Raw genomic sequence first — 22,462 nt, forward strand, 5'->3', positions numbered from 1 at the left:
CAATTTATTTAATCGTTAACTCCAAATCAAGGGATATGAAATCCTGCGAATAAGCGAGCATTCGAGAGAAAATCGTATTTAACTGAGGGAGTTCAACAAGAAAAAAATGACCGCCGTAGCGATCATATCATCCTGAATAAAAGCCCCCTTTACTTTAAGTACATTTATTCACAATCTTTGATTTTTCGACTTTCATTTCATACATCGGAATCCCATTCTCTCGGAATTCTTTTGTAATTGTAAAACCTGATTTTTCATAGCATCTAATAGCACGCCCATTATCTTTACGAACTTCCAACACCATTGATGGAGCTCTATGCTTGGCGAATACTTTGTCGACAAAATATTTTGTAATTTCGGTTCCCAGACCTTTGGAATATAGACTCTCATCACCAATTAAAATAGCGTACTCTACATATTCGTTTTTCTTCTTTAAGCTTACTCTTCCAGCAGCTTTACCATCAACAAGGATAAGGTAATAGTCTGCGTTTGGGCGGTTAAGCTTTTCTTCCCAATAAGTAACCAATTCATCCAACGTGTAAGGTTTAAAAGATTTTGCGTTTGCCGTGTAGTGGAGTTCTTCATTATTGTACCAACTAAGTAGTGACGGCATATCACTCATTTTCATGTGCCTAGTTACCCAATTCATGCAATCACCTCGCTATCATTTTTAAATAATTTCCTCTCTCATGTTTAAATACTTGACGTTTTGGATTCTTCATTGTTGATCGATAACGGATTTTTAGAAATTAATAAATTAAGTCCGAATAACGCTTTAATTACAACATCTAAATAGGCAAATACGGAAAATGAAACGGATGGCATCCATATTCCTGCCAAGGCATTTATGGATATTAGTAAAGCTAATGGGAGCATAATTTTCCCATGTACAATGCTAAATGGTATGAAATGAATCCCGATGGCTAAAAAAGCAGATAACCATATCATTCGGTAATTGTTAGTGGCAAAGTAATGCCCCCCCAATCCAACTAAAAGGATAAACATTAAAATTATTGATACAAAAGTCATATTTTTTTGAAATTTGCTCGGTTTCCCATATGATAGACGTTTGTATATTCTTCGGTTCCCAAGAATCAGGATAAACCCTAAAAAATAACCAAAATCAAATAATTTCATATTAATTTTTTGTGATCCGCCCAAAATAGTACCAATTAAAATCACAACAGAAACCCATAGGAGCCAAAGCCCACATACACGCTTTGATAAATATGAAAATTGTTCACCTTTTACATAACCAAATTTTTCGAGTATCATTTTTTACCCCCTAGTTTTCTTTCCCGATACTTCTAATATAAAGTAGTTGGAATATTTATGTAAATCATTTGTTTCGATAAAAAAGGGGCTTACTGCCATAAACTAATCCGTCAGTTATGAGGTGAATGTCAATTACACATCAAATAAAAGCCAATTAGCAATAATTTTAACCAGACATCTCTTATAAAAAAGTCCATAAGTTAGGTCAAGCTCTTAAACTGTCCTGCTCGCCCAACAAGAAAAAAGACCGCAGCCATCATTTGCCGCAATCCCATATGTAACTATAGCACCCAGTTAGCTTAAGTATTTTATTTCACAATCTTTGCTTTAATAATAAAATTGGTTGCCACAACAACCATTATCTATTCAGATAACGTCCATAATAATAAATAATTATCGATGGGTCTGCACTCTTTGTGATCCACCATTCCACCGTTCCTACAAAAGATGTCACAACAAATTGAAGTATAACCTCTTCATTCAATTCTCGATTTATCACTTTTGTTGTGTCAATATCATTTTTAATTTCTTCGATGAGAAGTTCTTGGAAGCGACTACGAAAATAAGAGGCTTGACTACTTGAGTGGTTACGATTTCGGCTTTAGTTGTCTTGAGTTTCTCGACCAATTTATTCGGAGTAATCATTTCCGCAATTATGTACGGTATTGGTTTCGGTTCCGCACAACCTTCTCTTCAAGCCGCAACCCTACGTCTTGTCAGCTCTCAACGTACAGGTGTAGCCAATGCTTCTTATTCTACTGGTGCCGACCTCGGAATCGGGCTAGGTGCTATTATATTAGGTTGGGTTTCTCAATACTCGAATTTCCATGTTTTGTTCACGGTCAGTGCTGTGTCAGTCACGCTTTCCCTCTTGATGTCCACTTTTTTTGTGAAACGTTCGTTGAAAAACAAAGACTTTAGCCCTCAGAACACTGGTTCTCTAGCTTCCAAATCAGGTTGACCTAGCCATTTTAATATCTGCTTTGGTAGTGCCCATGCTAAAAATAGTGCAAAAAAAGCCGATTTTCCTTCGTTAGTGGGATAATTGGCTTTTTCTACTATAACTTTGTGAAGGAATATACTTAAAGTAACCTGACCAGTTACTTCAATAAGAAAAAAGGCATTACCGTTGTTACAGTAATGCACCCGTTAGCTTAAGTATATTTTTTCACAAACTTTTCGATGAACCCTTTTTATCTGAACAGGTAAACTATTTAATTGTAAAACTCCATATGTGTTTTTTCCTTTTTATAATAATCCAGCCTGTCTTGTAAAGTACCCGTATGAAATTCAAACTTATGACCATCAGGGTCTGTAAAGTAAAGGGATTTTTTATCTTTTTCGTCTCTTGGACGACCTGAAAGAATGTGTACATTCAATTCCTCAAGTTTACGGTACATATCATCAAACTTAGCTTCTTCTATTGAAAACGCAATATGAGTGTATGACTGGCTGATTTCATTACGGGGAATATCTTTTTCTTCATTAAGGGCAAGCCATATACCATTCAAATCAAAATAGGCAGTGCTTCTACCCTTCACTAACAACTTTGCATCAAACACATTTTTATAAAACTCTATCGATTTCTGTAAATTAGACACAGAAAATAAAAAATGATTAAGACCTTTTACCGACATAATAACACCTCAAAAGTTGGCTTTTTGATAATCCAATCATACAAAGGAAACGAATTTTATTGAAGTATTCTGCCTCTTTAGTTCAACAAGCAAAAATGACCGCCGCAGCGATCATTGCCAGAAAACGGTCTTTCACTCACGCACCCGTTTGTTAAGTGCGTTTCTTCACAATATCAAGGAAAAGAGGGTTTGATTATTTTAATTTATTATTAACTAAATTCTCCCAGTCCTCAAATGACAACTTATCCGTAATATGGTTTAATTCATTTGGAACGTCAACATAGCACATCAATTCTAAACTATTTCCATCTGGGTCATTAAAATATACCGATGCATTTCCTTGATTTGGTCTTATAAATGGTTCTATTGATGTTCTTCTTCCAAATGGTACAGGTTCAACTTGGATGGATTCAAGCCATTTTAAAGACTCTTTTAAATCCTGATATGTGACTCTAAATGCAATATGCCTTAAAGAAGGATGGTATGGAGTTTGGTATTCCTTTCCTTCCCACAATCCCAACCAGCTTTTTCCCTCTTCTATCCAAAAGAATGCAGTGTCTTCATTACGCCAAGCTAATTTCAAACCTAATTTTCGGTAAAATTCAATTGAAACTTCTAAATTTTTCACAGGTAAATGTGCTTCATAAAGCCCCTTTATCATTTCTCCCATCTCCTATATATACAAATCATGTACTTTAACATTTTATTTTTAAAAAATATCTTCTTCAACAATCCTGCTTCATTACATCAATAACGTTATAAAAAAAGACTGCCGAAACAGTCCTTATGTTGCGAAATACGAAAGAATCCATTTGTTTTATTTAAAGATGGTTTGAATGGTTTGAATTATCGTAGGAATTAAACCCAAAATTGTTCCTATCACTTCACAAACAATTATGATAGTTACTCTTTTAACCCATTTATTTGACGTTTCTTCAGACATATTTTGTTCTTTATCCAATATTTTAACTTCCCTTTTGATTTGATATAATTGGAACAACCCAAATAGGATAAAGATAAGACCAATACAAGCAACAATTTGATTCCATTTCATTAAAATCCGTCTCCTAATCCTGCAATATTTTATTGTTATTTTTCTTTTAGCACTATCCTGCTACGTTATCTGAAAAGACAAAACCACCAAATTGCATGGTAGCTGGATCTTTTATACGTTTCATTCGATAGCCTTAATCAAGTTAATAGTTAATTTTTTTTGATGAAGGGTAAATCAGAAAAAGCTGAACCGAGTGATATAGCGAAAGGCAAAAATAAAACCTTTTGAAAATTTATTTCTGATGGTTTTTTAAAGTAGTAATAAATCAAACCGAGACAACTAATTAGGACAAAGCTAATAATGAATTTATATAATCTTTTTCTTATATCTACCCATTCAATTTTACTTAAATTTAATATCGTTCCAATTACGAAATAAAAAACAAATAATACAAGAAAAATCAAATAGCCAAGTACAAATTTAGTGGCAAATGAATTATCAATGTTTTTATAAATTATAAATAATGTAAGGATTAACCCAACAATTCCTAACGTATACATTAAAATTGCAAAAAGGTTTTTCTTCATTGAATAACCGCCTTCATTTTTTGTCTTCCAAACTCCATTTTCTCAAAATTCTACTTACTTTATCTACTGGGAATTATTACTTATTTAACTAACCTGCCAGATAGTTTAAGAACAACATTTCACAATCTTTCTCGTAGAAAAAGAAAAGGGCGACCTTCTTGTTGAAGAATCGCACTCGTAACTAAAAGCAGAAAAATTTTAAATACCCGAATTGACTAAATGCGAGAATAATCCTACCAAACCTGTAACAATTGCAATGCTTAAAAAAGCAATCGTATATTTCTTCCTATTCAGATTAAATATCGAAACTATAACACCAAGAGATAGAAGTACAACAGTTAAAACGATGTCTTTAGCAAAATACATATAATTTAGTACCCCTAAAATCACCAAAATCAAAGGCAACAAATTTATGAAAAACTTCATTCTATATCCCCCCCAATATCTCTCCTTATAATAACATAATTATCCAAATGTCAATTAAACCTTATTAAAGTAACCTGTCAGTTACTTCAATAAGAAGAAAAAGACCGCCGAAGCGATCATACTTGAGCAAAAGCCCCCCTCCGTTACTTTAAGAAGATTGAAGCGAATATAACTCCAATAATAATTACAAGAATAAGAATGCCCGTACCTTTCCAACCTAAACTGCCTACTAAATCCACAAGACCTCCACTGTTTGCTCTATTAAATGCATCGTTCAAACTACCTGTCGGATTTTTTTTAAATTCTTCTTTTCTTAATCTCTCTCTTTTTTGTTCAGGAGTTTCTTGGTTTCCTCGCACTTAAACACCCCCAAAATAAATTATTATTCTTCATATTTTACCATAAAAAACCAATCACTTGTTTAACTATTCTGCATAGTTAGTACAATAAAAAAACGGGATCGCCGCAGCCATCCCATCTTTAACATCATTGTAGAAGTAATGCATCTTAGTTTACTTACACTTATTGATATTACTTCTTAATATTGGTGGTCCTAATTTTTCATTCTTTGAGTTAGAAAGACGTCCTGCACTTTTACATTTTCCATCTTTGCTGTTATTTCATCAAATATTCCTGCCCAAGTCGGACTATCTATTTCTGGAGTAGGGTAAAGCCTGAAACGCCAACTAATTTCACTTGGTATAAAAGCGAATCCTTCATAACTGTCGTAATTGCCATAAGAGGAGGGCTTAGGAAGGTGAACTCCAAGAATACTTATATTAGTTCTAGCAAAATGGTCGCAATCGCACTTTGTAAATCAATGCAGTGCCCTTTGAATTTTCAAGTTTTTTATCAGTTGGTTCCAAGACCATACTGCAAGGGAAGGTTGATGCCTTTGATGGTAAAGGATAAATACAAAAAATTGAGATGCTAAATAAGCTTAAAATAAATCGTTTCATATTGGACCTCTAACATTTTTTTGTTTAATTTACCCTTATTTTGTTCTAAATATTGATACTCCTTCTTCAAGTAACCTGCCAGTTACTTCAATAAGAAGAAAAGAATCGCCGCATAACCCCATTTATTCACCTACTAAGCCATCACCATCTCGGTCGTCCATATATTTATAAAGCCATGAATCACGGGTAATAGGCATTTTAAAACCAGCAGCTTTAGCTTCAGCGATCGTAACTTGTCCATTATGATTGGTATCTACCTTACTAACATCTTCATCACTACTTACTGTTTCGTTTGCTGGTACATTGTTTGTTTTCGGAGACGTGCTGAACGTACCTGTCGTTTTCCCTAAATTTTTGTTCACTTCATCTGGATTTACATTATCAAATTCATCTGTAATGGTTCTACCTTGAATTTTGTATGTGAATTTATAATGGCTAGGAATTTGCGTCTGAGTATTTGGATATTGAATTACTGCTACGAAATCAGTACAACCTCCTGCATCTCGAATCACTTTTTCCATATAAGCTTGGTCGCCGTGTCGATTGAGAGTGCTGTCTTGAGGTGTAATGTTATATGCGTTAGATACTCCCCCAAGGGAGTCAGCAATCACATGTCCTTTATCCAAGGTTGGACTCTCAGTACCAGGAACATCTGCTTCATCAGAGTAATATCTACCTGATGATGTAACATGTTCAGTATTCGAATTTTGAAGTGTTATATTTTTTGCCTCAACACGAATTAACTGACCGTAATCATTTGTAAAAGCCCAATATTCTCTGTCGCCAAACCCGACATCAACTCTGACATTCGGCTGTCTATATCCTGACATATCTCCGCCATCTACTACAATGAGTTTATATTTACTGTAGTCAAAATCACCATTAATACTTGTTATCGCTGGTGTGCTAGTGGCAGGAACGCTTGGACTGACTTCGCCTTCACTAGTCGTTTTTTCGGTTTCATCGTCAAGTGTACTTTTTTTGACTTCAACAGTGGTTGCCTTCTTTTTGCTTACTTCTTGAGTTTTATTTATTTTGGTTTCTGTATTATTTTGTTGTGAACAACCAGTAAATAATATAAGTACCGAAAGGAGTGATAAAATAATCCCCCATGATGTTTGACCCCATTTTTGTTGCATATTGCACCCCTTTTTATAATTGAATTAGAATTACTTTACAATATTTATCTAGGTTAACAAAAAGCTTAGAAGAATTTTTGAGTAATAGCAAAGAAAAAATCTGTCATTGTAGAAATACCAATACTATTATACTGCTAAAATACTTCAAAAAACGAATAAATTTATATAAGATAAAAAGCGATGAGAATTTCAATCTCGTCGCTTTTTTCATGTTGATATTAGTTGTTTATCCACATATAACCTTTTTCTTATTAAGCCTTAAGTTTAAGGCTGAACATTAATCGTTATTGTTGGTTCTGGATTATCAAACGGAATGGTAGCTGATTTCTCATCTGTAACCAACAAAAAGTGTGCTTCACCGCCTTTATCAAACGTATAAGAGTTTCCTTTCCAAAGTCGGTCTGAATTTGATAGATTTAAAGGAGCACTATTATTCCATGCATCAGAATAGATTCCGATAATCCCTTGGTTAAATGCTTGTGTTGTTTTTTCATCCGCTGGAATAAAAGCGATGGTTTGTCCAACGCTCATGCTTAAGTAATCTTGACCTAATAAAACTATATCTCCGTTTGCATCCAATTTGAAATTTACTTGAACAGCACCATCAGGAGAAAGGTCAGATGATGATGTTTTAGAATCGACGAATTGTTCTCCTTGTAAAGATAACTGGTGTGTTCCAAATTGTTGATCACCGCTCAGTTTGATCGTGTTCCCCTCTTGTTTAAGGGCCATTTCGTTGATGTCGAATTTCCCCTTTAAAATACTTGCCCCACCGTCATCAATGGTCAAAGCTATTGCTTGCCCATAACCTGTACTTCCACCGCAGTCCGCTGCCACTACTGCAAGTGCTCGCTTTTGTGAGTTTGATTTGACCACTGCTATGGACTGGAATTCGTAATATGGGAAGTCTTTATTATCAGATAAAATACTTCCTGACCATTTTGTTTCCCAATTTCCAGAAACGTTGTCAAATTGCAATACAACCACTCTACCTTGAGTTTGCCATGCCCCTTGTCCTTTTTGTAATCCTGCCACAACTAAATCATGTTCGGATAATTTAATGGATTGATTCAATTTTAACACCCATCCAGGATAAAGCTTATCAATCGTGGATTGGTTAAACACTGCTGTTTTCTTTATAGAAGGTGCAGAGGTTTGACTTACCACTTTTTCGTTAGCAACATTTGAACTTTTTTGTGAAGAACTGGCTACATTGTTTTCGTTTTGAGAAAATTCGGTTGTTTTTGTTTCAGATTTTGCTGTTGCTTTATTTGTTTCCTTTGTTTGAGTAGATTTCCCTGTTTGATTTTTCACTTCACTCGTTGTATTCGAACAAGCCGTAACTAAGAAAAACATTAAACAGATAAATAGAATCTTCATTAACCTCATGACTGTGCACTCCTAAGAAAATATTTAAATATCAAAGATAACGATCAGTTTGAATATTGTTTGAAGCTATAACAAGTCGCTTTGATGTTTTAAAGTAACTCTCCCCTTTACAACTCTCTAATGTGTGTTTCCTTTTCGATTACCCTTCGCCATGTCCTGGGACATATGTATTTACAATATGTGTAACCATTGGCCCGTATTTAGCTTGCTGACTAGAAGGGTAAGTAATTTGCAAAACGTAATTAACTCCATCTTGAATGATTGATTTTTCATAAACGATATTATTAACGTCTTTATAGGAAACGACAAACCAATTACTTCCTAATTTTTGATAGGCAATGGAAATTTTTGCGTCATCAATTGCCTGTTGATATTCTGTTTGTATAGTTTCGTTGTCAAGAACAAAACTACCATAGGCCAAGATCTCACATTCCTCATTAGCGAATTGCCGACCATCATCATTAGTCGGTTCAGGACCCATTTTGAGGGTATCAGGGTATTGTACCGTAAACCCAAAACGCCCATTTTGATAGGTTTTATACTTAAAACCACCTGATGTTGTATTAGGATTTGAGGCTTGGGCACTCGATTTATTTGTAGCAGATGGATTTTGAATTGCATTTTGTGTTGAAGTTTGTTTGTTCTCATTATTTTTTACTTGATATAATAACTCTTCTGCTAGATTATTTTCCTTAATTAACGCATCTTTTCCCTTAGTTGTGTTCAGTAGTTCCTCTAAGATTTTTTGTGCGTCCTCAAATTTGCTTTGTTGAATTAATTGCTGAGCTTTAGTTATTTGATTCTCCGCTGCTTCTCTTTCTTCAATTTGGGATGTCTTGGCTTGTATTGCGGCTGCATTTTTCTTTGAAGTTTCAGCGTTATTATCTGATTTTCCTTGAGTTAGCTCCCCCTTAGTTGCTGTATTGCACCCAGCTAAAAGCAAGAATGATAGGGATATAGCAAACACTGGTTTTATTATAATTTTTTTCACTTTCTTTCCTCCTATTTTAGTGGACAGTTAGAGTCTCTGTTGTTGCTGAAGCTTTAACCGTCATGATGACTGGGTATGTCCAAGTAGTAGTTCTAGTCCCAACTTTCCATGTACATGTGATGTTGCCACTGCTATCTGCTGTTTGCGGATACCACCCAGCTGCTGTACTAAGACCTAAATTATAATCGACTTCTATTGCCCCCTCTTCTCTTGGAGTAGCTTTAATCGTTACTGAAGCATACTGCCCATGATTGACATTAAGTGAAGAACCTGTAACGGTAATAGAATCATCAGTTGCTGTTAGTTGTGTACATCTTTTTGATCTGTATTACTGTTTTCATCAACAGTGCTAGTTTGGTCTGTGGTACTGTCATCATTAACCGTACAGCTTGCAATAGTTGTATCATCTTTAAATGTGATTTGGTCATCCATGTCCATGGTATTAACGGATGAACATCAAATTCCGCTAATTTATATTTGTAGTTTTGTATTTTGTTATCTAGTGAACTATTATAAAACCCAATCTTTTGGACATTCTGTAGGAGTGTATTAAAGGAATCTTCGTTACTGCTTCCCAAATCCACCCAATAAAAAAACTACCTTGTTTCACAAATCTATTCATTATTTGAAACAGGTACTAATTTTTGCACTGCTAAAAATCCTTTCGTTTTCTTAAAGTCCATATTGTGTTCAAAGTTTGCCATTGAATCCGAACAATCAATGCGTTCCATGTTAAGACCTTCAATAACTTGCCTTTTAAAACGAACAGATAGGATACATGTTCTTGTTGTATTGCCCGTTTGGCTAGAAAACAAATCTTCAAAAGCATGAACGTAGACCTCTTTAACAGGTAACAAGGAGAACATGTCTCTTGCGATTCGAATGGCACAGCTACAAATATAATCTTGCTGTAAATCATAATACTTGGTTTTAGTCCATTCATTTAGTGAGATTTTCCCTGTTTGGGTTAATGATTTTTCTTTAAGTGGAATCATGGTTTCAGAATGAGCATCAAACTCAACTTCTATATAAGTTGGATCATCAGTAGAGAACTCAAACCCACTCCCAAATTCAGTTAAATCGCCTAATGGATCCATTTCTTGAATAACCCTAAAATATGTATCAATATCGCCTGCTAACACATTTGTTGAAAGTGCCGCTAGCTCTTTCCATTCTTCAAGATTCTTTAGGTCTTTCTCATGTGCATCCAACATTGCTTTTTGAAGCTTTTCTTTTACCTTTTCCTCTCGCTTAAATAGCCAATCGATAAATCCTGGTTTGTAGTCTATATAACGTCTAGTTGCCACTTTTTCTAAAGGTCCTACTGACTCTGTTCCGAATGGATGTGGAGTGTTTTTTATTTCCTGCCAATCCACTGGCTCATCGCACTCTTTGTGAATGGATGTTAATAGTTCAATTTGATTTTGAAAAAGCTCGAACTCAAGCTGATTCCTTTTTAATTCTTCTAATTTAGCTAATTCTTTTTGCCGTTGTTGCAGTTGCTGGCGTTGACTATAGGCTGTCGTTCTGTGATAGCCTTTGCTTGAACTTGAAGAAGAAGTTACATAGGAAATACCTGTACCAGGAATCCCAACACTCGTTGTCCTTCTTCCCTTACTGTTTACCGTATACCGCATCCCCTTTCCTCCGAAAGAAACGCTGGAGCTTTTACTGCCAACATTTACACGCACCCCTGGGGCAATCTTAAAACTTTTCCGATACCGAAATCCCATATTGAATCCCCCTCTTTTATCCTATAATCTATTATGGTTCTGTTGCCATTTGCTGTCAATTAGGTAAAATAGTAGAAGAGTTGTATTACAAAAGAATCATAGGTGAAACAAAAATTTGAGGTTTCGTTACTATCGAATTACTATTTGCCAAGTCATTTATTGATTTAACCCATCTTGGTTAAATAAATCCAAGTGTTGTTCAATATTATTATGGAAGAGACCCCTTACTTTTAGGTAATTTACCAGTTATTTCTTATATAATAAACATAGCATTTACTTTTACAAAGGAGATGTTTATTTGAAAAATAGGAGTACAAAAGGCAGTAAGAAAACCTTTATTGGGGTTTTAAGTACAATCGGGGTGTTTTTACTAGGTAAATTAAAATTTGTTTTAGTGATTTTTAAGATTCTTAAACTTCACACACTTTTAAGTATGCTAATTTCTCTAGGAACCTATGCCCTCATATTCGGATGGAAGTTTGCAGTAGCTCTTATTTATCTGTTGTTCGTTCATGAAATGGGCCATGCTTATGCTGCAAAAAGGATTAAACTGCCTGTTAGCCCAGCTGTGTTTATACCCTTCATGGGTGCAGTAATCGGCTTAAAGGAATTGCCCAAAAATGCAAAGGACGAGGGGTTTGTAGCATACATGGGCCCTTTATTTGGATTATTATCCTTTTTGCCTGCAATTCCCATGTATCTATATACAAATGAGCCCTTTTGGGGACTGCTGATTATTTTGGGTGCGATGATCAATTTATTTAATTTAATCCCTATAACTCCATTAGATGGCGGAAGAATTGCAGCAGGAATCAGTACTAAGCTATGGGGCTTAGGCATCATATTGTTACTTACCTATTCTGTTATCCATTTAAGTTTCATGGGGTTCTTCATCGTTATTATCGGATCTATGGAATGGTACAAAATATATAAAAAACAAAAAAGTTTAAATCATGACAAACGTGAAGTTCAACAACTTGAACAGTTGGTAGTCCAATTAAAGCAACAGGCCAATCATTTTGAGTCGGTTCAAGAAATTTTAAGAAAGGTCCTATGGAAAATTTCGAACCAGGAAATAAGTAAAATATTAAATACCCTGAATTCGGAAATTGAAAAAATGAAAAAGGACATTTACCTTCAACAATTAAATGGTACCCTTACTATTAGTCTACAGGATAGCAATGACAACCAGCTCATAAGTGGTATCCTCAGCCAGTTGGAGGAAAAAGTTTTAAAATTTAAAAAAGAGGTACAGAAGACGAAAAATTATTATAAAACAGATACGAGAACGAAATTACAATTATTTTTAATTTACATTGGTTTAGTTATTGGTCTTTCCATTAGTTATTTCTATGGGAATGAAATTCTTAGCAATCATCCAGAAATACAAAAGTTGCTGAATAGATAGATTAATAATTAGTTTGTCCAATGGAGTTTAAAGAAAAGGAAAACATTATAATAAAGGGAACTGTTCAATTATAGAACAGTTCCCTTTTATTATTAACATTTAAAATGCTCTATGATCCCTTTTTACCTTTAAACCAATTTGTTTGATTTTCCATTTCTTTTTGATACCTTATTAAATCCTGCCGATCTTTTAATATGGTAATAGCCTGTTCTAAAATCGTAAGTTTTTCTTTTTCTTTCTTTCGATAAAACTCACTTAACCAAAGTTCTGGTTTGACGAATTTCATTCCCTTAAAGGCAAAATCAATATCACATAAAGAAGATTTATTATCATCTAATTCATCGAATAGCAATTCCACTACAGCATCTTTATATCTAAGGAAGAATGGCAAAACTGTTACTTCGGCATCGAACATCCCTCCATGAACTGGTACAATTGTTTTATAAGGTTCACAAGCAAGCCTTTTTAGTATGATAGTTTCGGGAAGGTAGTGCTTTTTTCGTTTAGCTTTCATTCTTGTTTCCTCCGATTTTGTTACATTGGGATTTCCAATAAGTACTATTAAAATTTGTTTTAAGGACATATTGACTGTGATTCAAAAGCGATTCCTCAGATTGTCTTTACATGTCCAAGGCAATAACATTGGTAACAGTCTTCAAGTCAATGATAAACGTAGACTCATATTCGCCTAAGACCAAAATGGTTCGGCCTATTTCGTCAATGCTCTTAACTTGGCATAATGTTTTTGTAACCACTCCATGTTTTAAGGTTGTAACTTCAAGCCAGAAGCCAAGTAAAAGGCTTAATACACATAATGAATCAAATTCTTCTATTTTTGTTTTGTTTTGAATAGATTTGGTTCCACATGTTTGTGATTGGTCAGGAATGAAGATGAAGGCTGTCCGCTTCCTATTCCCTTGATTATTAATAGACAATTTCCCCATCTTCCTTTCTTAAGGATTATACAAACCCCACAAACAGAACGTACGTTCCACGTGAAACATATTTAGATAAGATAAGGGAATTATACACCTTACCTTATCTAGTATAGAATGGTATCGAGAAGTAGCCTTCAGAAAGAGATTGCACCTTTATGAGATGGGCTCCACTCCCTTGAAAGTATTGAACAATCCCTTACCTTTAGGGTGTGTTTTTAATAAAGGATCTTAGCGGTTGCTTCAATTGTCTTATCCCCTCGATACAATGAAACTAATTGAGGAGGTAGGCCATAACGAACCAGTTGGTATGTAAACCAATATCGTAGTGAATTCGGTGTTAACTTATGCTCAAGAAGAATTTGGGCTATGTCCACTTGGTTTGAGTCCTTTAAATTCTGAATCAGATAAGCTACTAATTTATCAAACCGTCGACAATACTCCTTTACCGTTAAAGCCTTTCCGTGTTGATCAATAAATAATGGATAGTATCCGTCTTCAGTCGTTTTTGACTTTAATCTTTCCATGTGCCAATCATGATAATGTTGTATCACTGGCAAAAACATTGGAAATACAACGGTACTACTATTAGTTTTCATATGGCCAGCATTAAAAACATCATTTCGCATTGGCACCAGTTGTTTAAAATTAATAATAAAGCTCGTCAATTTCCCATCCTCAATTTTGTATGTATACCCGTTGTCGTCATTTGGGCAATCGGCTTGTCTAATGTAGCAAAGTTCACCTGTTCTAACACCAGTGGTAAGTTGCAAACAAACAGGAAAACTAATATGGGGGTCATATACTTTGCTTAATTCTAAAAGTCTCCACATCACATCAGGCGGAATATCCATCAAAAATCTGCTTCTGTCCCCTCTTGGCATAATTTTTTTATTTGCTGGGTTCTTACGTTTTGTTACTGGTGTAAGATATTTATCATGCTTATGCTCAACTCCCCCGTTTAATATTGGTTTGCTAGTTTTTGAATTATTATTTTCCATTAATATCCTCTCCCTTGTTAATCGTTTATTTTTTGCGTTGAAACCTTATACTTTTGCCTCATTTGCCACATGAACTTTTCGTTTTGCCACAGTTTTTCGAACAATAAAACATCTGGAAGTAATGAAACAAATCCCCTCCTTTCTTTATAGGCTCTCAATTCTTTCATGTTGACGGACAACTTTTTTCATCAACATTTCAATCGTTAATTGTTGTGAAGTAACCTTTGTTTTATAAGCATTCAGCCGTTCGTTTAATTTCTTGTTTTCTTCGATTAGTTGTTCGTATGACAAATTTTCAAGCTCTTTGTTTGCTGGAACATTGGTTTCATTTTTTAATTCCTGATTAATTTCTTCTATCTCTCCAAGAAGTGATTGGTACCATTCATCCAAATATGCCTTTCTTTCCTTTGTATACAAACTCCGTTCTGACACATTTAAACTTTTGGCTATTTTCGTTACTACTTCCTCTTTGGTCAGTTTTTGAGTGAGGTAAATCCCTTTCTTTGCTTTTCTGTAAAATGTTCGTTTTAAGCTTGCTGCACTACGAGTCAAATCCGCATGACTAAACCTTTTATTAGCCACTGATAACACCACTTTTTAAAAATTCAGTTATTTGTGCAACTGAAGGGCTTGGAATTTTTTTATAGTACTTGCTAATGTACTGTTTTGCTTTTAAATACACTTCTTTTTCAATGGCCTTACATTCCTCGTCCGAAAAATTAAATTTTTGAAACAAAGTTTTAAACGTATCTTCAAGATCCTTTTCGATGCCATCTATCTTAGCTGGAAGCACTAATTTTTCCCTTTTATTCTTTGTCTTCTTTAAAATCGTTCCATTATGATGAGCGAAAACAATCCATCTAACAAGCTCTGCTTTATGTTCAAAAATCATGTTTTGTTCGGGTGAGTATTTATCACATTTATAGCATTTCAACGTGTGATGGAAGCATGTTACCTGTGCTTGGGCATTACAATTATGGGTTCGCATTGGGAATCCTTGTGGGATTTCTCCTTCTGGCTGTTGAAATAGATCGGAAAGTAATTCAATTTCTTTTAGCTCAGTTGAAAGTTTTTCAATAAAAGACTTTGCGGTTTCAACATCTTCTGCGACATCAACCACTAAGGAAGCCATCCCCAAAAAGGTATCCTCAGTGAGTGTTTTTACCTCCTCTTCTTCGGTGTTATTTGGAATGTCCTCAATAATAGCTTTAATCCCATATACACCTTCCTTAGCGATTCCTTCTAAGCTGTTAAGAATATCATGACCCGCTGTAAGAGTATAAGTGAATTGAGAATCCAAATTATCATGACCAAGTTTTTCGGCTATTTCTTCTTGAGAATAACCTTTCATCCGTAGATAAGTCGCACACATTCTTCTCAAATCATGAGCCGTGAAATATCTACCACCTGGAGGATTTTCGCCCCATATTTTTATTTGTAAACGCCTTAGATATTCCGTTATCGATTCTCCACGGAATGGAATATGGTTATCCGCAGCAGCTAGTAATCTTTTAACCTTTAAATCATCTCCACCTAAATAAAATTCAGAGTTAATTTCTATAGGGTCTCTAGGGGCTACGTGAAGCAATTGCTCTACCCATTTGTACGCCTCTTTAGAAATTTTTACAGTGTGCTCTTTTCCTGTTTTTGTTTTGTGAAAATGTAAAAAGTATTCACCGTATTTGTTACTCTTTAAAGCATTTTGCTTCAAAAGGGAAACTTCATGTGCTCTTTTTGCAGTTTCTAAGGCGAGTAGTGCTGCTCTTCTTTGCCTAAACTCCATGAGTTTATTATCCTCATGGTATGGGGACTGGTCATCAAGCAGCGTTTCGATTAATCTTACAGCTTGTTTGAAATCGATGTATTTCCCATACCTTTTATCACTTGTCCCTAATCTACCAGTTGGCATAACGTGTTTTTTGTTTACTTTTAAACTATTTTCAGCTGCATAAAAATCAAACCAACTGTTTATTGCCATAACATAAGATGAGAAAGAAGTTTTTTGATAGTCATCCTTTACATCAACAAAAGCATCCATTATTCTACCTTGCAGAACATCTTGAATCGTTAGTACCTCGTTCGGATAAAAATATTCCTCACACAGTATACGTAAATGCATACTGCGTCCATACCAAGTAGAACTTGAGAGCTTTTTATGCTCGATCGTCTCGGACTTACCATTTTCGTTATTGTATGTCTGAAGTTGTCCTTCGTTAACCCGATCTTTCATTTGCCCGAAAACATAATCTTTTATAGCTAGAGCAAGCTCTGACTTTAAGCCAGGAGAATCGTTCGACCAATTTTCCATTTCTAATTCAAATACGTTTTTAACTTCGTTTGAGGTAAAGAAAATGGGATTATTAACAGGAGATTTTTCTTCCTTCGATAGAAGGTAACTTAGTAACGTAATAGTTTTTAGTCTTCTAGCAGGACTTGTGATATTTTTACTTATGCTAACCACTTGATTGAGAACCTCTTCAGTTATAGGCTCATGACCTATCCCATCAATTAATCCGTAACCAGACATCCATAATCTTTCAACTAGGTCTTCAACCGCCATTTTATCCTCATTTACTATTTTTTCATCATTTTCATTTTCAGGATGCAATTTTAGATAATGTTTATCAAACATATCCGAAAACATTATAAAAATATTCAGATTCTCTAATTGAACTTCTCTTCGATTTCTCATGTTGATTGTGTATTCCAAAGGTAGGCGAAACCTTTGAAAGTAAGCTAATCTTGTTAAATAAGTTCTTAGGACTCTTTCCCTATTTGTTGGCTTCCTATCAAGTAAGCTTACAATATCAAATTTGTTTAACTGTCTAAAAGGGATATTAAACATTAACCGATCATGCTTTTTTGCTGTATAAATTGTAGTCCACTCTTCCACAGTAAAATGTTCCTGTACATACATTTTTATAGGCATTCCGTCTACAGTTACAATTTCCCCTTCATTCTTATGCAGTAACGCTAGCGTTTCCATCTTTTAACGCCTCCCTTATATCCTTATCGGAGAGTTTCAGTTGGACCATTTCCCATACCTTTTCTGGTTCCACTCCTAAGTCTGTGAGCCTTCTCTGAACAAGAGCTAGTTTTTTTATTGAATCCGCAGCTATTGGATTATCATCTGTATAATCTTTACTGTTCTGCACCAGATCTCGGTGTCTTAGAAAAAGTTTAGCTAACAAAGTAATAGCTTCCTCGATTTCTTCTCTTCTTAGGATGAAGTGATGACAACCCCAACATCGATAATAGCTTTCACAGCTCTCCTCAGTCATGCACCAGCCCATATCTCTTTTTCGTCCATACTGTTTTAAGAATGTCGAAAATTCCATTTCGGATGTTAAGGCATCAAACAACCTACTATCCTCAATCGATGGGTCGGACCACATTTCAATGATTCGCAAATAGAATTTCCCCGATAATTCCTTTTTTTCATAACCATCAATGATGGAAGAAACAAGAGTATTACGTGAGATTTTACTTTTAAGATAAGCCTCAGTTATTTTTTGTTCATGATGTCCCAAAACAAATTGGGTGGCTTTAATGTTTCTGGTTTTAACTTGTACGAACGTGGCGAGATAATGGCGAAAACCATGAGCACCAATATTAAATGATTTTCCTTCATTTTGAATCTTATAATCTTTAATTTCCTTTATTTTCGGTAGAATTTCTTCATGTAAAAATCTCCTAATAGGAGTGCCTGAAATGAGTCCATTAACCTCATCTTCTTGAAAAAGATGAATATAGGTTAGTTTGTTTCCTGGGTTTGTTATTGGTCTAAAACCTTTTTCAATGCACCTTTTCTTAAGCCGTTTTACTACTTCTATTCCGATTGGATCTAAGATAGGGTAATGGCCATGGATATTACCTGCTTTATCCCTATACTCCGAGGTTAGGCCCATGAAATTATCATTATTTATCATTGGCTTTAAGCAATCCACTGATAGATTATGGATAAAGTCAAATCGTACAGGGCATGAACCAGCAATTAACCAAAAGTCCCTACATAGGGATTCTTTTTCGCTTCTTGGCACAAAGTTATAACATTCTTCGATAATTCTTTCCGCCAATCCCTCGATTGGAAATGCGAGACCGTCACTATTTGCAGACTCCTTTTCTGAGGCACGATTTAGTTTTTTTGCTAGTTTGTCTGGAAAATCAAGAACAGTAGGAAATTCAGGAAACACATTTAATCCCCATTCAATAAAAAGACTTAATTCCCTAATGGCGTGATAAATAGTCGAAGATTTTTTGTATTTAGTCACTAAATAGTTGTAATACTTCCAAAAATCTGTTCTATCAAAACTAGAGAACTGAATCATTTGTTTATCGCTCATTTCTTCTAAAAAAGGAAGGAATACAGATAAAGACCAATTCTTTCTTGTCATAGTGCCTTTTTTAAAGTCTGCAGCTTTAAGATATTTTTGATAATCTCGAATTGGTTTCTCAAATTTGGGGAATTTAGCCGCTAGCTTATCCACAAAGTTTTGTTTGTACCTGGAGGTTATTGTTTTTTTGTTTGTATAACCAAAAGCAAACCTGATCTTTTGTATACTGTTTTTTGTAACATGCTTTTGTGTGAACGCCCAATCAATATCGCTATTTTTCAAGTCCTTATCAGTAAGTTCTTTAAAACTCTTATTCAACGTTATACAAATTTTTGCCATTGCTCCGACATAACCCTTACCAGAAAAAATCTCTTTTGCCTTTCGGAATTCATCATCGGTAATAAATTGATAATGCTTAGCGTAATCGATACATAACTTAGAAAAATTTGCATCAAATTTATACGCATGACCGTAGTAATCTAAGATCTTTTTTCTAAACTTAACATTTTTCATCAAACCCCTTTCAATTGCCCATGGCAAAATATAAGCAAAATCCTTTAATTGACTACTTTCGATTATTTTCTTTTTTTCTAAAGGCGTTTTAAGCCAGCTTTCCCCAGTCGGATACTCCTTTTTTAATTTTTCAATTAATCTTTTTAGTTGTAATTCAATCATTTTTTCCCTGCCTTCTGCTTTAGGGAATTCCTTTTCTTCAAGCCAATCGGTATTCAAAGCATTACACTCCTTTGTCGTTCCTAAAAGTGTCAATCATATCTTTTGCTGTGCTGTCTGTAGAATTATCATCTTTATCTGGTAGGTAATGGAGATAAATCTGTTTAGTTACTTTTTCATCTTTATGGCCCAGTAGCTTTGAAACGTCATAAATTGGTATACGCATAATTCGAATCAAATGAGTCGCAAAAAAATGGCGAAATGCATGCGGTGAAAACTTTTTATAATATTCTTCTGTCTCGGTTCCGTCAATAATGCTACGATATTTAGAAAAAATCGTACCTCCTGTCAAAGGTTGGCCTTTTGAATTATTGGAATTAGAATAAAACAAGAATTCGTGATCTAATCCCATTTCATCCATTACAATTTGCCTTTCTATGAGATGTTCAAGCAGTAAATTTGTTAGGTCATCTTGTGGAAATAGAAGTGGGATGGTCCGATTTATATTCGATTTAAATTGAGATTGGAAATTGGTTACTTCCCTAATCTCCACATGACAAATCCAAACATTATTGTTTTGGTCGAATGAAATATCACCAAGGTCCGCACTCAATAACCATTCTTTTGCCTCGTTGAAATCTAGGCTGTATAATTCTTTAGGAATGCTTTTAGAAGGAATCATAAGGTTTCGTGCTTCTCCTCTTCTTATTCCAAATGACTTCAAAATGTAAAATAATAGTTTAGTTTGATTATCTTTCGAAGGTATGAGCGAAAGAAAAGTCTTTACGTCTTGTTCGATCATCACATCTCTAGATAAAGGCTTTATGAAATTTGATGAACTTTTTGGTTTGCTAAAACTTGCTTTTGTCATAATGGCATGTACATCAAATATTATGTTAGAAATTTTTCTTTGGGTAACGCCAGATATTTTGTTCGTCTTATATACCACCTTAATTGGTATAGGTGCTAAGTCGATGTTTTTGTATTCATGGGTTTCATCTTGTAAAAACTTTAAATAGTCACACGCAGTTTCAATATGTGACCTAATGGTGTCAAAAGGATAATCCTCAAAGCGTTCTTGAACCATTACGCCTTCCTTGTTGAGACGAATAGAAGATAATTTTCCAAAAGCTTCTGCTTTTTTATGAATAGGTATCTTTTTAAGAAGTGACCATTCAATTGCTCTATTCGGAGGGAATCTAACTATTTTTAATAAGCGTAAATAGCATACGTACCCTACTAAAACGATAGACAGATCAACTTTGAGTAAGTCAATCTCCCAGAACTTTAAATAATCTAGGAACTTGCGTATTTCGTGGGAGTGACTACTGAGAGTGTTAATAGGGATGTCATCATATTTAGGTTTTAATAAAAAGCAAGTACTATAATAATGCAGCTCCTGAGACGGAGTGTATATGTGTATAAAGTTATTTGCACTGTTGAAATCGACATAATGTAATCCGTTTATCTCAGTGGTGGAATAAATTTTTGAAAATTCTCGTAATTGTTCTTCTTTATCAATATTGTTTAAAATAGTTCTCAATTTTACGTAATTCATGGCCTCACCGCCTGTTGAAAAACTCAAATCTTATCCCCTAAAAACAAAGAACAAACGTTCTTGTAATTTACACTTTTATTATAACTAGAACAAACGTTTGGTTCAAGCAAGAATTTCCATTTAATGCAATTTCATTACCTTCGTAATCCACTATGCTCAACATCAATAAGAGTATAGTTCATTTTATAAAAACTAAAGGTTTTGGTTTAATATCTCCTCCCTTGCATATACCAACTATTTATAAACTCATTTTAATACGTGAATAAAATAAAAAAACGGTCGCCTGGACGACCGTTTTTTAGATTTTTTTCGAATTTATTTTAATTTTTTCAATATCATCTTTATTGATTTCTACACTTTTATTATCCTTAAATATTTCACAGCAAGGAATGTCCATATCTCGAACCATCACAAATAAGTCTTCGAGCCAAAAAGGAGTTTGAAGATTAACATATCGTCTTGGTTGACGCTCGTCCAGCCATCCCCAGCTTGCCATGAATTCTTTTCTGAAATGTGCTTTCTTTGATTTAAATCTGTCTCTAATAATGTCATTTACATTTTCGTTTAAAAGGTTCCTGTATGATTGAAGGAGCTTTTCGCTTCGACCTTTTTGTTCTTTAGGTAAGAAATCTTTCAATTTGATACTTTGTTCTTCATAATCGTAAATATCTTTGACAAGTTTTGCTACAGATGTGTAATAGAACATGATTCTCTTATTTATCTCTGTTAATGGCTTATTATTAATTTCCCTTATTAACGAATCTACAATAATGTCTGCAACTTTTTGTTCATAATGAATCATATAAAAGCGAGCAGCGAAAGCAATTGCTTTCTGTATATCGTCTTGCATTGCTGTAGAACAATAATTGTAACCAGATACAAAATCATCACAAACTCGATTGTACAGTTCGTCAAAGTCTTCTGAACTAAACGAACTAAGTTCTACAGGAATTTTGATTTCGATGCTGGTCGATGTATCTTGTTCAGCTAGAACTTTAGTTTGATTTGCAATATATATGTAATCACTAAGTATTCGTTGAACCCTTTTCTGAGCCAATTTTTCTTCTTTAATATTATCCATTTTTTCTTTTATGCGATTTACAACTTCAATACTAATATATGGATTTTCAGCATGTGCTCTTGTAATGAAAGAAAATGCTGCCTCCTTTAATCCATCATACTTAAATTGTAAAAGAAAACTGTCCTCAGACTCAGAAGATACACCTTTTTTAAAATTATAAAGATGATGAAATAAAATAAGCTTTTTATCCATAGTGTAGCTATGAAATAATGATAACAATTCTTCCCAATCCATTTCTCCCCAATCAAAATCTTCCCAATCCATAATACGAACACCTCTAATTCTAATTCTAGTTGTCATAATAAAGATAAAGGAAAATTATTCATTTAGTAATGGTAATTAT

General features: G+C 34.4%; 24 protein-coding genes and 1 pseudogene. 3 read left to right on the top strand and 22 right to left on the bottom strand.

Annotated elements, in window-relative coordinates:
• Positions 1 to 154: 154 nt before the first annotated feature.
• Positions 155 to 649 (bottom strand): GNAT family N-acetyltransferase, encoded by a 495-nt coding sequence (locus tag JOC76_RS19365; protein ID WP_205180426.1) that lies wholly within the window; start codon positions 647 to 649, stop codon positions 155 to 157.
• A gap of 44 nt (positions 650 to 693) precedes the next feature.
• Positions 694 to 1,275, bottom strand: coding sequence for a DUF6609 family protein (locus tag JOC76_RS19370; protein ID WP_205180428.1), 582 nt, complete (start codon positions 1,273 to 1,275; stop codon positions 694 to 696).
• A 583-nt stretch (positions 1,276 to 1,858) separates the two neighbouring features.
• On the opposite strand from JOC76_RS19370, the gene JOC76_RS19375 reads away from it, so the two are divergent.
• Positions 1,859 to 2,236, top strand: a complete 378-nt coding sequence (locus JOC76_RS19375) for an MFS transporter (protein ID WP_205180430.1) — start codon at positions 1,859 to 1,861, stop codon at positions 2,234 to 2,236.
• A 253-nt stretch (positions 2,237 to 2,489) separates the two neighbouring features.
• Here the strand turns inward: JOC76_RS19375 and fosM are convergent, their stop codons facing one another.
• The 10 genes and pseudogenes from fosM to JOC76_RS19420 all read right to left on the bottom strand — a co-directional run bounded on the left by fosM (position 2,490) and on the right by JOC76_RS19420 (position 9,397).
• Entirely contained in the window at positions 2,490 to 2,912 is a 423-nt protein-coding gene (fosM, locus tag JOC76_RS19380) for a FosM family fosfomycin resistance protein (protein WP_205180432.1), read from the bottom strand.
• A 193-nt stretch (positions 2,913 to 3,105) separates the two neighbouring features.
• Positions 3,106 to 3,573, bottom strand: a complete 468-nt coding sequence (locus JOC76_RS19385) for a VOC family protein (protein ID WP_205180434.1) — start codon at positions 3,571 to 3,573, stop codon at positions 3,106 to 3,108.
• 156 nt (positions 3,574 to 3,729) lie between these two features.
• The gene (locus JOC76_RS19390) at positions 3,730 to 3,966 is read right to left on the bottom strand and encodes a hypothetical protein (RefSeq protein WP_205180437.1); all 237 of its coding nucleotides are present in this window, start codon (positions 3,964 to 3,966) and stop codon (positions 3,730 to 3,732) included.
• 149 nt (positions 3,967 to 4,115) lie between these two features.
• Positions 4,116 to 4,493, bottom strand: coding sequence for a hypothetical protein (locus tag JOC76_RS19395; protein ID WP_205180438.1), 378 nt, complete (start codon positions 4,491 to 4,493; stop codon positions 4,116 to 4,118).
• Between the two features lie 198 nt (positions 4,494 to 4,691).
• The gene (locus JOC76_RS19400) at positions 4,692 to 4,919 is read right to left on the bottom strand and encodes a hypothetical protein (protein WP_205180439.1); all 228 of its coding nucleotides are present in this window, start codon (positions 4,917 to 4,919) and stop codon (positions 4,692 to 4,694) included.
• A gap of 143 nt (positions 4,920 to 5,062) precedes the next feature.
• Positions 5,063 to 5,278, bottom strand: a complete 216-nt coding sequence (locus JOC76_RS19405; protein WP_205180440.1) for a DUF6366 family protein — start codon at positions 5,276 to 5,278, stop codon at positions 5,063 to 5,065.
• Between the two features lie 153 nt (positions 5,279 to 5,431).
• Positions 5,432 to 5,878: pseudogene (locus JOC76_RS30115) on the bottom strand (YoqH family protein).
• 122 nt (positions 5,879 to 6,000) lie between these two features.
• A complete protein-coding gene (locus tag JOC76_RS19410) occupies positions 6,001 to 7,017 on the bottom strand; it encodes a DNA/RNA non-specific endonuclease (RefSeq protein WP_205180441.1) in 1,017 nt (338 codons plus the stop codon).
• Between the two features lie 264 nt (positions 7,018 to 7,281).
• A complete protein-coding gene (locus JOC76_RS19415) occupies positions 7,282 to 8,406 on the bottom strand; it encodes a hypothetical protein (protein WP_205180442.1) in 1,125 nt (374 codons plus the stop codon).
• Between the two features lie 139 nt (positions 8,407 to 8,545).
• The gene (locus JOC76_RS19420) at positions 8,546 to 9,397 is read right to left on the bottom strand and encodes a hypothetical protein (protein WP_205180443.1); all 852 of its coding nucleotides are present in this window, start codon (positions 9,395 to 9,397) and stop codon (positions 8,546 to 8,548) included.
• A gap of 62 nt (positions 9,398 to 9,459) precedes the next feature.
• Here JOC76_RS19420 and JOC76_RS30550 point away from each other — a divergent pair, with 62 nt between their 5' ends.
• A complete protein-coding gene (locus JOC76_RS30550) occupies positions 9,460 to 9,582 on the top strand; it encodes a hypothetical protein (protein WP_275591379.1) in 123 nt (40 codons plus the stop codon).
• Between the two features lie 115 nt (positions 9,583 to 9,697).
• Here the strand turns inward: JOC76_RS30550 and JOC76_RS19425 are convergent, their stop codons facing one another.
• Together JOC76_RS19425 and JOC76_RS19430 are read right to left on the bottom strand one after the other, a co-directional pair.
• Positions 9,698 to 9,835: a hypothetical protein gene (locus tag JOC76_RS19425; protein WP_205180444.1), complete on the bottom strand. Its 138-nt coding sequence runs from the start codon at positions 9,833 to 9,835 to the stop codon at positions 9,698 to 9,700.
• Between the two features lie 176 nt (positions 9,836 to 10,011).
• Positions 10,012 to 11,130, bottom strand: a complete 1,119-nt coding sequence (locus JOC76_RS19430; protein WP_205180445.1) for a DUF4236 domain-containing protein — start codon at positions 11,128 to 11,130, stop codon at positions 10,012 to 10,014.
• Between the two features lie 337 nt (positions 11,131 to 11,467).
• Between JOC76_RS19430 and JOC76_RS19435 the strand changes: the two genes are divergently transcribed.
• The gene (locus JOC76_RS19435; RefSeq protein WP_372441976.1) at positions 11,468 to 12,538 is read left to right on the top strand and encodes a site-2 protease family protein; all 1,071 of its coding nucleotides are present in this window, start codon (positions 11,468 to 11,470) and stop codon (positions 12,536 to 12,538) included.
• A 109-nt stretch (positions 12,539 to 12,647) separates the two neighbouring features.
• On the opposite strand, the gene JOC76_RS19440 is transcribed toward JOC76_RS19435, so the two are convergent.
• The 8 genes from JOC76_RS19440 to JOC76_RS19475 all read right to left on the bottom strand — a co-directional run bounded on the left by JOC76_RS19440 (position 12,648) and on the right by JOC76_RS19475 (position 22,383).
• Entirely contained in the window at positions 12,648 to 13,052 is a 405-nt protein-coding gene (locus JOC76_RS19440; RefSeq protein ID WP_205180447.1) for a hypothetical protein, read from the bottom strand.
• Positions 13,053 to 13,158: 106 nt separating this feature from the next.
• The gene (locus tag JOC76_RS19445; RefSeq protein ID WP_205180448.1) at positions 13,159 to 13,473 is read right to left on the bottom strand and encodes a hypothetical protein; all 315 of its coding nucleotides are present in this window, start codon (positions 13,471 to 13,473) and stop codon (positions 13,159 to 13,161) included.
• Between the two features lie 218 nt (positions 13,474 to 13,691).
• A complete protein-coding gene (locus tag JOC76_RS19450; protein WP_205180449.1) occupies positions 13,692 to 14,474 on the bottom strand; it encodes a site-specific integrase in 783 nt (260 codons plus the stop codon).
• Positions 14,475 to 14,618: 144 nt separating this feature from the next.
• On the bottom strand, positions 14,619 to 15,056 hold the full coding sequence (locus JOC76_RS19455) for a hypothetical protein (protein WP_205180450.1): 438 nt from the start codon (positions 15,054 to 15,056) through the stop codon (positions 14,619 to 14,621).
• On the bottom strand, positions 15,049 to 17,460 hold the full coding sequence (locus tag JOC76_RS19460) for a tyrosine-type recombinase/integrase (RefSeq protein WP_205180451.1): 2,412 nt from the start codon (positions 17,458 to 17,460) through the stop codon (positions 15,049 to 15,051). The genes JOC76_RS19455 and JOC76_RS19460 overlap by 8 nt, the downstream gene beginning before the upstream one ends.
• The gene (locus JOC76_RS19465; protein ID WP_239557834.1) at positions 17,435 to 19,540 is read right to left on the bottom strand and encodes a site-specific integrase; all 2,106 of its coding nucleotides are present in this window, start codon (positions 19,538 to 19,540) and stop codon (positions 17,435 to 17,437) included. Before JOC76_RS19465 ends, JOC76_RS19460 begins: the two co-directional genes overlap by 26 nt.
• Positions 19,541 to 19,544: 4 nt before the next feature.
• Positions 19,545 to 21,065, bottom strand: coding sequence for a tyrosine-type recombinase/integrase (locus JOC76_RS19470; protein WP_205180453.1), 1,521 nt, complete (start codon positions 21,063 to 21,065; stop codon positions 19,545 to 19,547).
• Positions 21,066 to 21,336: 271 nt separating this feature from the next.
• Entirely contained in the window at positions 21,337 to 22,383 is a 1,047-nt protein-coding gene (locus JOC76_RS19475) for a hypothetical protein (protein ID WP_205180454.1), read from the bottom strand.
• Between the last annotated feature and the right edge of the window lie 79 nt (positions 22,384 to 22,462).

It is taken from the genome of Neobacillus cucumis, assembly GCF_016908975.1.
GTDB lineage: Bacteria > Bacillota > Bacilli > Bacillales > Cytobacillaceae > Neobacillus > Neobacillus cucumis.